The following is a 12872-nucleotide window of genomic DNA, read 5'->3' as shown; positions in this document are numbered from 1 at the left end:
TGAAATTGCTAAATAATCTCCTCTACGGAAAATACTACTCTAAAGCCACAAACCCTCAGTCCACCGTCTGACTCATTCCAGCTACGGCTAGCGCTGCGACAAAGTTCTGCGTTGAAACTCCAAGAACCACCCCGTAGCACTCGGCGATTAATATCACCGCCAACTTCCCAAGCTGTTCCATCTGAGGGTGCGTCGTTGTAATTGTTGTGCCACGCATCAGCACACCATTCCCAAACTAGCCCGTGCATATCGTACAATCCAAAGGCGTTGGCGACTTCAAAACTACCGACGTTGGTTGTTTCTTTACGGAATTTGCTTTTTGGTTCGATAGTGCAACTGACTAACTCAGAGGTAATGGTTTCGCCAAAGTGGAAGGATGTTGTAGTTCCAGCCCGACAAGCATATTCCCATTCAGCTTCACTCGGTAAACGATAGTCGCGTCCGGTTTTTTCTGATAGTCTGAGACAGAATTCTACAGCCTCATACCAAGATACATTTTCTACTGGTCTATCTAGACCTTTGAATTTCGATGGATTTGGATTTAAAGCTTGTTTAACTTTGGGTAAAGCTGCTACTACTCTCCACTGTGCTTGAGTTACGGGAAATTTCCCCATAAAAAATGGTTCAACGGTAACTTGATGTCGAGGGCGTTCGTCAGCATCTCCTTCAAACTCTGGTGAACCCATCATATAAGTACCACCAGGAATCGATACCATTTCTAATGTGACAGATTTACCCAATTCTTCGGCAAAGAAGTTTGCATTACAACTCATGCGATTTACTTCTCTACCACCTGTGTCTACTGTCACTACGTCAAATTCAAAGGTTTCTAAGGGTGGTAATGGTACGATTACTTTTTGTGGTAGCGGCGGTAATATGGGTTGGGACATCGAAACAATTTTTAGAGCAACCGGTTCAATGTTCGATGTTGCAAATTTCAAATCGTTGAGAACTTCTACTGCTGTTTGATATCTTTCGCTAGGTAGATGTTTTAGTAATTTCTCTAAAATTTTTCCTAAGTCGTCGCTAATCGTAATACCTTTTTCTTGCAAACGTTCGCGCCACAACCACTTAGCATTCATTGCATCATAAATAGGATCATTAACCTGTCCAGAAGCATCTTGGAACGGCAAACATCGAGTTAAAAGACGCACACAAGTTACACCCAAAGCATACAAATCACTGCCGTGACAAGCAAATCCAGCCATTTGTTCTGTTGGGGCATAACCAAGGGTATAAATTACTGTAGCTTGTCTTCCTAAACTGGTTTGTGTTACCTGTTTAGCACCGCCAAAGTCAATTAATACTGGTTTTTCATCACTTGCACGACGAATAATATTTTCTGGTTTGATATCCCGATGAATGACGTTATGGGTATGAATGAATTGCAGTACTGGCAATAAATCAGCTAAAAGTTCCCAAATTTGTTGTTCGCTATAAATTTGTTGCTGAACTTCTTGTAAGAGAGTTTTTCCTTGAATAAATTCTTGTACGAGATATAAACTAGCACCTTGTTCAAAGTAAGCAAGTAATCTGGGAATTTGGGTGTGATTTTCTCCCAGTTCATACAACCGAAAAGCCTCTTCTTTAAAAAATTCTGCTGCTTTGGTGCGTTGTCCTGTTCCCTGAAATTGTGGGAAAAATTGTTTGATGACGCAAGGCGCGTTTAGTCTGTCTACGTCTTCTGTAGCATAGGTTCTGCTAAATCCACCTTCACCTAAAAGTCTTAATACGCGGTAACGGTTTCTTAGCAGTTTGCCAAAGTTGCTTTGTCCGCAACTCACACAAAATCTATTGCTATCAGAGTTGAATGGATTTGAGCAATTGGGATTTTGGCAGATTTGCATAATGAGGGGGAAATAGCATCTTCTCCAAAGTTAGCCCCAATATTATCTAATTGAAAACAGTTATGTAGAGAAGCGAACACGGAAGTTTATTCATGTGCTTAAAACTATCTTTAACACGAGGATAGAAGGATGAATAAATTATATTTATGTAAGAATTCAGGAGTCAGAATTCAGAATTCAGAATTCAGAAGAGTTAAAGAATTAGGAGAAAATTTGATACATAAATGTACTAATCATGCTGCATTCCTTTTAAATTCTTACTTCTGACTTGTGGGTGCTGAGGTTTTTAAGACGCGATAAATCGCCGTCTCTACAAGTGTTTTGGTCTTATCTGAACTGTATTGAGCTATATTAGGACGTTGTGTTAGTAGAAATTACACAACGTTGCTATGATATTGGTGCGTTACGGCAAGCTTAACGCACCCTACATTTTAATATAGCTGTTGTTTACTATCCAAAAAAGTTCACGAAGAACGAAATTGCCAATAATATTTATTGCAAATTAAAACTCTTATTTAAAAGTTTTCTTCTCTCCAGAAGCGCGAATTAATTCAGCTACAATAGCAACGATCGCAGATACGGAAATTAACATCACGCTAAGAGCATTAATATCAGGTTTAACTCCTGTTCTAATCCGGCTAAAAATTTCCATTGGCAGGGTGTTAGAACCGCTACCAGCAGTAAAACTGGAAATGAGAAAGTCATCTAAGCTGAGAACAAAGGCTAAGAGGCAACCGGCTACAATCCCAGGCATTAATTCAGGTAGCAATACTTTGATGAAAGCTTGGGTTGGTGTAGCGCCTAAATCTAGGGCTGCTTCTTCTAAATGAGGATCTAAATTAGTCAGTCGTGAACCAACCACAAGTCCGACGTAAGCCAGACAAAACACTACATGGGCTGCAACTATCGTCCACAAACTCAAAGGGATTGCAAAGGCGGCTAGACATACTAGGGTAGCTACTGCGATCGCAATATCGGGAATAATCAATGGTAGGTAAGCAATACCCCGATACAATTTCTTACCAGGAAATTCATAACGCGCCAACCCAACCGCCATCAAGGTTCCCAGCACTGCTGAAATTGCCACGGCACAACCAGCAACGATCATACTGTTTTGCAAAGCTGATAAAATGCGATCGTCACTGAACAGCTTGCCATACCAATCGAGAGTGAATCCTTGCCAAGTTGCACTGTAGGGTGACTGATTGAAGCTATAAAAGCCAAGTACCAGTATGGGCAGGTACATGAACACAAATATCAGTAGTGAGAAAACCGCTTGCCATGAGACACGCGGTTTTTTGAGAGATGGAGAGATATTCACGTTTATATATGATTTTTATTGATAGCAATACAAAATATCATATTTCGTGTAATTAGTCAATATTTAACTCCTTTTTCTCCCTTTTGCCTAGTGGGGAATCCAATAGAAAAGTAGAGGCAATTCATGAATTGCTTCTACTTGTTAAGTGTGGGCAAACTTCCGCCACTATCTACTAGTTAATTATTACTTTTAAGAACCTAAATAGAACTTCTAAAAAAATACCACTTCTGATTGCAAACCATCGAATTTACCAAAATCTGTCCTTTGGGTGGATACAGGTTATCCTTTAGAGTACGGAAAGCCGCCCAAAGAGTGTCTACACGCTTTATTCTTTAATTAATATTTGTAAACAAGTTAATTGACAAGCAACAACATAGTTTTATCGCCAAATATCGCTATTTAGCTGAGATTATAACGATTTTAGAAAGTTTGTTTTTATAAAAAAATCCATATTTAAAATTGCCATAAATCATCAAAAAATCATAAATCAGAATATAGCTACCTCTTTAGGGGTGGGTAATTTCCGTACTAGGATAGACAAGAAATATAGAAGTAACAGCATAACATTTGAAGGAGATTGTTAAAAAGTTTAGTATCTGAAGTTACTTTCTGATGCCAGGTGAATCAATTACAAGCACTAAAACAACAGAAATAAAAAACTTCTAATTCAACTTTTATTTTTTAGGAGGTTTGTGATGAGAATTGCTCAAGTCGCTCCATTATGGGAAAGAGTTCCACCTCCAGGTTATGGTGGGATAGAGTTAGTAGTAGGGTTACTGACAGATGAATTAGTCCGACGCGGACATGACGTAACCTTATTTGCATCGGGAGATTCTATGAGTCTGGCAAAATTAAGGTCAGTTCATCCCCGTGCCCTCAGACTTGATCCGACTATCAAAGATTTTGGCATTTACGAGATGCTGAATCTAGCTTCGGTGTACGAACGCGCAGAAGAGTTTGATATTATTCATTCCCATATCGGGCATGGGGCATTATCTTACGCAAATCTTGTCACAACCCCTACAGTTCATACGTTGCACGGTATTTTTACCCCTGACAACGAAAAGATGTTTAGTTTTGGTAAAAAACAACCCTACGTCAATATTTCCGATGCACAACGAGAACCAAGGTTAGGGTTGAACTGTATAGCCACGGTTTACAACGGGATTGATGTCAGCAGTTATAAGTTTCACTCCCAACCACAAGATCCTCCTTACCTAGCGTTTTTGGGTCGGATATCTCCTGAGAAGGGAGCGCACTTAGCCATAGAAATTGCCAAACAATCTGGTTGGCACTTGAAAATGGCAGGTAAAGTGGATGTCGTTGATGTGGAATACTTTGAGAAGGAAATCAAACCACTGATTGACGGGGAGCAAATTGAGTATCTGGGTGAAGCCAACCATGTTCAAAAAAATGCTCTGATGGGAGGTGCAGTAGCAACTCTATTCCCCATCACTTGGCGGGAACCCTTTGGATTGGTGATGGTGGAGTCAATGGCTTCGGGTACGCCAGTGATTGCAATGAAATTGGGGTCTACTGAAGAGGTAATTTCCCACGGCAAGACGGGTTTCCTCTGCAATAATATTCAAGAGTGCATTAGTGCTATCGATCGCGTCATCGAGTTAGACCGCTATGCCTGTCGTCAGTATGTGGAAAATCTTTTCAGCGTTGAACACATGACTGATGGTTATGAGGCGGTTTATCAACAAATAATAGCAGAACGATTTTCTCAGAATGGGCATTTTCGCAATTTGGTTGAGTTAGCTAGCGATCGCATTTAAATACCATATTCATCTGGTTTTACAGCCCTGGCGAAGGTCATTCAGGGCTAGACAAACAAAGCCCACCTCCGTGGGCTAATATAAAATCAAGCTTTTCTCAAAAAATTCGCTGCATCTACCAATTAAGAATTGCTAAAAGTAAATAAAGACTACTAAGTAAATAGGCGAGAATAAATCAAAGTAGATTAAGTAATGTAAAAAATCTTGAGATTAGTTTGTAGTGAGGACTTTAGTCCTAAAATGAGGGCTGTTCGCAAAGCGTTCCCGCAGGGTAGCCCCCACTACAAACCTTTAATTATTCATGCCGCTCTACTTACCAAGTTAGGCGATCGCTCCATTTTTCTACAGTTCTAGCACTCACTCCTGGAACTCGTTCTAAGTCTTGCAAAGATGTAAATTTTTGCTGTTGACGGCTAAGAATTATCCGCTGCGCTAATTTCTTACCAACACCAGGGAGAGTTGCTAATTCTTCCAAAGTTGCAGTGTTAATATTTATTTGTTTAATCGCTTGTGGTTCACTTGATGAAGAAGTTTTTATTTGGGGACACTGTGTTTGTTCTAATTTGATTTTTTCTTGAATTGCTGGTGGTAAGCCCGGTTTCACTTTGGCATAAAGACGAGCAAATTCTCGCACATAATGAGCAGCAATGATGGGATTTTCAATCACTACAAGTGTCTCATCGTTACCATAATTAGCGGCATCTGACCAATTATGAGAACCTGTAATTACTGTTGTACTATCAATAACACCAAATTTGTGATGCAGTAAATCACCTTTGGGTAACACAGGTACACCTACAGTAGTAATTGGATTAGTCCAAGGATGGTTGTCAACTTCATATTTACATTTATTACTGAGAGCAACCCCCATCATATCCAATGCTTCGCTATAGGGACGATAGGCAAATTGTGGTTCAATTAAAGCGCGAATTTGGATACTTTGTTGATGGCGTTTTTCTAAAATATTTGCAAGCCGCTGATCGGAAAACACAAATAGCGCCAAATCGGTAGATTTAGTTGCGGAATCTAAAGTTTTGCCAATTAAACCATTACTACTGTTACTCCAAGGTTGAGTTGGAGAAGTAGGCGAAAATTGTACAGTAATTTGGGTGTTACCTAAAGTTATTTGTTTAGGTAAACGCATCGGCTTTTGCAAACCAAATCGACTATCTGGCTGACCTCCCGGCCCGTCACCCCACATAACGTTAAACTCTTCTGTAAATAAAGATGCTAATTCTGGACTGTCAATTTGCAATAAGTTATTGGCATTCCCTAAAGTGTTGGGATTTGTAAAATCACCAGATGTATCACTTAAAGTAAAATTTGCGGAAGTGATAATTACAATCCGATTATCCACAATCACAAATTTATGATGCATCAAGCTACTACCTGCTGAACCATCTGCTTGATCATCAATCCAGGGAATTTGGCCATTCTGCAAAATCATCAAAGCATCTCTTTGATTGATTTCTGCTGGACTGAGTTGATTGTCTTGGTTAATATCGATAAATTGGCGAAACTCTTTATAGCGTTCCTGTTCCCTTTTATCTAACTTGCCTACTTCAGCAGATGTTAAGCTACTCCAAGGTCGGCTGTAGTTATTTTCTAAAATTATCCTGACTTTTACCCCAGCTTTTTGTCTATCAACTAATGCTTGAGCAACTTTGGGTAAACGTAATTCTTGCACCACCACATCTACTGTAGATTTAGCCTGTGTAATAGCATCGGCAATCTGTTTTTCTAAATCATCCCCAAGGCGAGTTTGCTGACGGTAAGATTCTTTGTATTCTGAAGACTCAGAATGGTTAAAGTAAACTTGAACTAATGGGTCTTGTGGTAAGGGTTCTGGACGCTGATTGTAGGACTGGACTCGTTGACAACCAGCAAGGGAGAATATTACTAAAAAGATATATAAAAAATATCTTTGTCTAGAGATAAGTTGCACTGTAATCTGTTAAAAGTGGATTGGGAGTGGACATATTTATCATTCCCAAAATGTTGTGTTCTGAATTAAGTAGAAAAATAGCTTTCCAAGGCAAGGGAAAAATCTATTTCTAGAGGCAGAATTACAAAGATTTTTTCCGGTTTTTTTACTCAAGCTGATAATATCAGCAGTCTATACCAACGTGTGTTCTCACCATTAGCGGTTATATGCAAATTTATCTAGATTACAGCGCCACTACACCTACTCGAAAAGAAGCGATCGCAGTTATGCAAACAATCCTCACTCAACAGTGGGGCAATCCTTCCAGCTTACATGAGTGGGGACAACGGGCTGCAACAGTTGTAGAACAAGCTAGAGTCCAAGTTGCTGGTTTAATTAACGCCGCCAATTCGGAATCTATCATTTTTACCTCTGGCGGCACTGAGGCAGATAATCTAGCAATTATGGGCGTGGCTCGGTTGTATGCCGTTCCTCAACATATTATTATCTCCAGCATTGAGCATTCCGCAATTTCTGAAACAGTACGGTTGCTAGAAGTGTGGGGTTGGGAAGTTACCCGCTTGTCTGTGGATATTAAAGGCAAAGTCAACCCCTTGGATTTAAAGGCGGCGTTGCGACACAACACAGTCTTAGTTTCTATAATTTACGGTCAAAGTGAAGTAGGAACAGTGCAACCGATCGCAGAACTGGGTAAGATAGTGCGATCGCATGGTGCTTTGTTCCATACAGATGCGGTGCAAGCTGCGGGACGCTTACCCATAGATGTGCAACAACTTCCTATAGACTTACTTAGCCTTTCTAGTCATAAAATATATGGGCCACAAGGTGCTGGGGCGCTATATGTGCGTCCTGGTGTGGATTTGATGCCTCTAGTTAGTGGTGGTGGACAGGAAATGGGATTGCGTTCTGGTACACAAGCAGTACCGATAATTGCCGGATTTGGTATAGCAGCAGAATTAGCAGCCGAAGAATTGCCTACAGAAACACCACGATTGATTGAGTTACGCGATCGCGCTTTTGCCCAATTAGCTGAGATTCCTGGTTTAATTCCTACAGGGGATGCTTGCGATCGCTTACCTCACCATATCAGTCTGTGCCTAGAAAACGCCGATGGCGAAAAACTCAGCGGTAAAGCCTTAGTACGTCAGCTAAACCTTGCAGGCATCGGCATCAGTGCTGGTGCTGCCTGTCACAGTGGTAAACTTAGCCCTAGTCCGATATTGTTAGCGATGGGTTATTCAGAAAAAGCGGCTTTGGGGGGAATTCGCATCACATTGGGGCGTGATACCACCGCAGCTGATATAGATTGGACAGTGATGGTATTGAAGCAAGTTTTGCAGAGACTAACACCGGATTTATCTTTAGTTAAGCGTTAAATCCAATCTCATAAATTACAGACAACATTGGGGTTGCGTATTTGCGGGATGATTTTACTATTATTTGTGGGGTGGGCCGAAAAGCCATTGCTGTCAACTTAACGCGAAACCGCACGTCCGCCAGGGATTGTAAATCCCTGTCTCATAGCTAAAGTCCTCTGAAGAGGACTAAAGAGAAAGAGCGCAAAAATTTTCAGTCTACTTCAGTAGACTTGAGCAATTAGTCAGGGATTTACAATCCCTGGCGGGTGAACAACACCCAATCAGTACGCTATTTTTGGCTTAAGTTGACACCAATGGCATCTTGCCCGCCCTGATGATGCAAGTTAAATGCCGATTAGCTTACCTCACACTCATTTCCACACGAAAATAATTCCCATCTGTATCTGGTTGCTTAAAGGCAACCTTTTTGATTTAATGGAAATTAATATCAAGTATTTCTTAGGACTTTATTCAAAATTCTTATCAATACTCAAGGTAAAAAACTCTTCAAGATAATGTTTGTAAACTCTAATTTATCGCTAGCTCTGGCAAGTATAAGTCGCGGCGAAACAAGATAAAATGAGTAAAATTTGCTGTAAAATCTTGGGTTAGAAAAAATATAATTTTTTGTGTGTTAGTCAATCGTAAAACCAGTTTATGATATTATCGATATATTTAATCAATAAAATTATTGATAATTTTAGGTAATAGTTTTAATTCTGGTGGAAGAAAATTATGAAGCGCCGTAAGTTTGTCTATATAGTTGGACTAGCAACTGCTAGTGGGGGATTAGCGATCGCTTGTAATCCTAATCAAACTCCCACCGATACTGCCGAATCGCCTTCAGGGCAAGCTACACCAGCTACGGCTGCTAGTGGTGTATTAGAAAAAGAGCTAGTAATATACTCAGGACGCAACGAAAAACTCATTGGTGAGCTTATCAAACAATTTGAGCAACAAACCAATGCGAAGGTACAAGTCCGCTACGGCGATACTGCTGAGTTAGCATCAGCAATTTTGGAAGAAGGGGCAAACAGTCCCGCAGATGTCTTCTTCGCTCAAGATGCTAGCGCCCTCGGAGCTATGCAAAAAGCAAATCGAGTCGTAGAATTACCAACATCTCTTCTGAATCAGGTAGATAGTACCTATCGCTCACCAGAGGGAAGATGGGTAGGTATTACGGGGAGAGTGCGGACAGTAGATTACAACTCTAAGTCAGTACAGCCGAGTGAATTACCATCGTCTATTTTTGGCTTTACTGAACCGAAATGGAAAGGTAAAATTGGTTGGGCACCTACAAATGGTTCCTTTCAATCCTTTGTCACCGCCTTACGAGTTGCAGAAGGAGAAGACAAGGCTAGGCAATGGTTAGAAGGCATTAAAGCTAACAATGCTAAAGTTTATCCTAATAATACTGCGATCGTAGAAGCCTTATCTCGCGGCGAAATTGGTGTGGGATTTGTCAATCATTATTATCTAGAACGAATCAAACAAGATAATCCTCAAGTTCCAGTTGAGCATCATTTTACCGATGATGTGGGTTCCTTGGTAAATGTTGCAGGCGTAGCCATTCTTAACAGCGCCAAACATCCCAATATTGCTCAAAAATTTGTCGAATTCATGCTGAATGAAAATGCCCAAAACTACTTTGCTAATCAAACTTTTGAGTATCCTCTAACTTCGGCTGTTGCGCCCAAAGGTAAACTAAAATCTCTCCAAGAAATTAAAAAACAAACTCAAAAAATCGACTTGAGTAATCTTAGCGATTTAGAGACAACACTCAAGCTCATGCAGCAAGTACAAGTCATATAACCTGCTGTAAGTTGGAATTCATCTGACAAGAGTAGGAAAAATCTAAACTTTTTGAGAAAGTTTATTGCTTACCAGTACAGGTTAATGGTAAAGGTTGAGAATACCAAGATTATTGCAAAAACTTCCTGGTAAGTATTAAGGTGGAGGATTGGAAATTGAAAAGTTTACCATTGCTGAAAGTTTCAGCGTTAGCTCTAGCTGTAACGCTCGGTTGGGGAATCGGGGTGGCTGTAAATGCCCAAACGAAAACCCTCGTGATCTATTCAGGCAGAGAAGAAAAACTAATTGGCCCCTTAATTGAGAAAGCCAAAAAAGACTTGAATCAGGATATTCAAGTGCGTTATGGCGATACTGCTGAGTTAGCGATCGCACTTTTAGAAGAAGGGAAAAATAGCCGTACAGACTTGTTTTTTGCTCAAGACGCTGGTGCTTTAGGCACTTTGGAGAAAAAACAGGTAACGCTACCAATTGCCTCTAAACTGCTAAACAAGGTTGATTCTCGCTTTCGTTCTGCTAAAGGACATTGGCTAGGAATTTCCGGTCGCGCCCGTGTAATTGACTACAATACAAAGCTAGTTAAAAAAGGGGAACTACCGACATCAATTTCGCAGTTAACAGAATCGAAATGGCGCGGGAAAGTCGGCTGGGCACCCACAAACGGCTCATTTCAGTCATTTGTTACGGCAATGCGAGTCTTAGATGGCGATGCAAAGACTCTCCAATGGCTCAAAGCCATGAAAGCTAATGGTGTCAAAGATTACGGCAAAAACGCTGCGATCGTTGAAGCTGTGGGACGTGGAGAAGTTCATCTCGGTTTAGTGAATAATTATTACTTGTATCGCTTCAAAAAAGATAATCCGAACTTTCCTGTTGCCCACCACTACACAAGCAAAGATGCAGGATCAATGATTAATGTGGCAGGAGTAGCTATTACGAAAACCACAGATCAAAAAGCTGATGTAGAAGCTTTAATTGATTACCTGCTCAAACAGAGTTCACAAAATTACTTTGCTCAAGAAACTAATGAATATCCTTTAGTAAAAGGAATCCCAGCACCATCAAAACAAGTGCCAATCAGTAAACTAAATCCACCCAATGTTAACTTGACAGATTTAGATGATTTGCCAGCAACGTTGAATTTATTACAGCAGGCAGGAGTTTTGTAACAGTTGAAAGCGGTTCGCCCTCCATTATTTCTCACATTATCGGCAGCGGTAGTGGCAATTGCCATTGCCCTGCCATTGCTATACTTAGTAATTCGCACCGCAGGTATTGGCGGGGAAGAGTTCTGGGAATTGATTTCTCGTCCCCGCAATATCATGGTCTTTTTCAACAGTGCGGCAATGGCGGCAACGGTAACATTATTTTCCACACTAATTGCCGTACCATTGGCGTTTTTAACAGTGCGGACAGACTTACCAGGAAGACGTTTCTGGTTAGTGGCGACAACATTACCCTTAGCGGTTCCTAGCTATGTAGGCAGTTTTGCCTTGATTGCAACTTTGGCACCACGGGGTAGCTTTTTGCAGTTATTGCTTCAACCATTAGGAGTAGAAGAATTACCTTCAATTTATGGTTTTCCTGGGACAGTTTTGGCAATTACTTTGTTTACCTATCCCTATATGCTGCTTAGTGTGCGTTCTGGATTACAAGGTATTGATCCATCTCTAGAAGAAGCATCTCGTAGTTTGGGCTATGGTAGTAGAGAAACCTTTTTTAAGGTAGTTTTGCCACAGTTGAAACCATCACTGATTGCAGGTGGATTATTAGTCGCTTTATATGCCTTGCGCGACTTTGGTACACCTTCGCTGATGCGATTTGATGCCTTTACGCGGGCAATTTTTTTACAATATAAAACTAGTTTTAATCGGAACTCAGCCGCAGCCTTATCTTTGATGTTGGTGACATTGGTGCTGCTGATTTTGTGGCTGGAATATCGAATGCGATCGCGTGCAGCTTATTATAGTCGTGGCTCCGCTTCTCTACGTCCACCCAAAATTGTCAAATTGGGAATTTGGAAATGGCCAGCTTTCGGCTTCTGTCTGCTAATTACTAGCTTCGGTGTAGTTTTGCCAGTAGGTATCACCTTATTTTGGCTGATTCGCGGACTTAACGGTGGCTACACTTTCCCCAATTTATTCCCCACCGTTCTCAACTCCATTGGCGCGGCTGGACTCGCAGCTTTAGCTACCACCATCTTTGCCTTACCAGTAGCAATTTTAGCAGTCAGATTTCCGAGTAAAATCACCGCCATAATTGAACGCTGTTCTTACATCGGTTTTGGAGTTCCGGGAATTGTTGTTGCCTTATCTTTGGTATTTTTTGGTGCCAACTATTTGCCAGCACTGTACCAAACTCTGCCGATGCTGATATTTGCATATTTAGTTTTATTTTTACCGCAATCAGTGGGAACAGTCCGCAGTTCGCTTTTGCAAGTCAATCCGCAGCTAGAAGAATCAGCCCGTAGTCTAGGTAGGAATGCTTGGCAAACTTTAAGAGAAGTTACCCTCCCTCTGGTACAACCGGGTGTGTTGAGTGGTGCGGTGCTGGTGTTTCTCACAGCAATCAAAGAACTACCAGCCACCATGCTGTTAGCGCCTATTGGCTTTAGTACTTTAGCAATGCAAATTTGGCAAGCCACAGAAAATGTAGATTTTGCCGATGCGGCGGCGGCTTCATTAGCTATGCTACTAGTTTCTATGGGTTCAACTTTATTGGTGCTATCTCAAGAGAACGTAAAAAAAGAGCAAGTCTTGAAGGAGACAGGAGGCAGTAGGCAGGAGGTAGAAGGAGTAAATCACTTATAGA

Annotated in this window: 8 protein-coding genes; 5 read left to right on the top strand and 3 right to left on the bottom strand. The window is 41.0% G+C overall.

Annotated elements, in window-relative coordinates; translation table 11 throughout:
* Nucleotides 1-8 precede the first annotated feature (8 nt).
* Together HUN01_RS30265 and HUN01_RS30260 are read right to left on the bottom strand one after the other, a co-directional pair.
* The gene (locus HUN01_RS30265) at nucleotides 9-1847 is read right to left on the bottom strand and encodes a bifunctional serine/threonine-protein kinase/formylglycine-generating enzyme family protein (RefSeq protein WP_181929272.1); all 1839 of its coding nucleotides are present in this window, start codon (nucleotides 1845-1847) and stop codon (nucleotides 9-11) included.
* Nucleotides 1848-2358: 511 nt separating this feature from the next.
* The gene (locus HUN01_RS30260) at nucleotides 2359-3093 is read right to left on the bottom strand and encodes an ABC transporter permease (RefSeq protein ID WP_238845739.1); all 735 of its coding nucleotides are present in this window, start codon (nucleotides 3091-3093) and stop codon (nucleotides 2359-2361) included.
* Nucleotides 3094-3863: 770 nt separating this feature from the next.
* Between HUN01_RS30260 and HUN01_RS30255 the strand changes: the two genes are divergently transcribed.
* Complete coding sequence (locus HUN01_RS30255; RefSeq protein ID WP_181929270.1) at nucleotides 3864-4949, top strand: glycosyltransferase family 4 protein; 1086 nt, start codon at nucleotides 3864-3866, stop codon at nucleotides 4947-4949.
* A gap of 313 nt (nucleotides 4950-5262) precedes the next feature.
* On the opposite strand, the gene HUN01_RS30250 is transcribed toward HUN01_RS30255, so the two are convergent.
* The gene (locus tag HUN01_RS30250) at nucleotides 5263-6894 is read right to left on the bottom strand and encodes a DUF655 domain-containing protein (protein WP_181929269.1); all 1632 of its coding nucleotides are present in this window, start codon (nucleotides 6892-6894) and stop codon (nucleotides 5263-5265) included.
* Nucleotides 6895-7100: 206 nt separating this feature from the next.
* Between HUN01_RS30250 and HUN01_RS30245 the strand changes: the two genes are divergently transcribed.
* The 4 genes from HUN01_RS30245 (at nucleotide 7101) to HUN01_RS30230 (ending at nucleotide 12871) form a co-directional block, all read left to right on the top strand.
* The gene (locus tag HUN01_RS30245; protein WP_181929268.1) at nucleotides 7101-8270 is read left to right on the top strand and encodes a cysteine desulfurase family protein; all 1170 of its coding nucleotides are present in this window, start codon (nucleotides 7101-7103) and stop codon (nucleotides 8268-8270) included.
* A 717-nt stretch (nucleotides 8271-8987) separates the two neighbouring features.
* Complete coding sequence (locus HUN01_RS30240) at nucleotides 8988-10064, top strand: iron ABC transporter substrate-binding protein (RefSeq protein ID WP_181929267.1); 1077 nt, start codon at nucleotides 8988-8990, stop codon at nucleotides 10062-10064.
* A gap of 155 nt (nucleotides 10065-10219) precedes the next feature.
* Nucleotides 10220-11230, top strand: a complete 1011-nt coding sequence (locus HUN01_RS30235) for an iron ABC transporter substrate-binding protein (RefSeq protein WP_238845737.1) — start codon at nucleotides 10220-10222, stop codon at nucleotides 11228-11230.
* Nucleotides 11231-11233: 3 nt separating this feature from the next.
* Nucleotides 11234-12871, top strand: coding sequence for an ABC transporter permease (locus HUN01_RS30230; protein WP_181929266.1), 1638 nt, complete (start codon nucleotides 11234-11236; stop codon nucleotides 12869-12871).
* Nucleotide 12872: the final 1 nt, after the last annotated feature.

The organism is Nostoc edaphicum CCNP1411 (assembly GCF_014023275.1).
Classification (GTDB): Bacteria; Cyanobacteriota; Cyanobacteriia; order Cyanobacteriales; family Nostocaceae; genus Nostoc; species Nostoc edaphicum_A.
This window is presented reverse-complemented; position numbering and strand designations above follow the sequence as displayed.

Coding starts and splice junctions, on each gene's coding strand:
- HUN01_RS30265 (WP_181929272.1), bottom strand. CDS start 1,847: ATGCAAATCTGCCAAAATCCCAATTGCTCAAATCCATTCAACTCTGAT.
- HUN01_RS30260 (WP_238845739.1), bottom strand. CDS start 3,093: ATGTACCTGCCCATACTGGTACTTGGCTTTTATAGCTTCAATCAGTCA.
- HUN01_RS30255 (WP_181929270.1), top strand. CDS start 3,864: ATGAGAATTGCTCAAGTCGCTCCATTATGGGAAAGAGTTCCACCTCCA.
- HUN01_RS30245 (WP_181929268.1), top strand. CDS start 7,101: ATGCAAATTTATCTAGATTACAGCGCCACTACACCTACTCGAAAAGAA.
- HUN01_RS30240 (WP_181929267.1), top strand. CDS start 8,988: ATGAAGCGCCGTAAGTTTGTCTATATAGTTGGACTAGCAACTGCTAGT.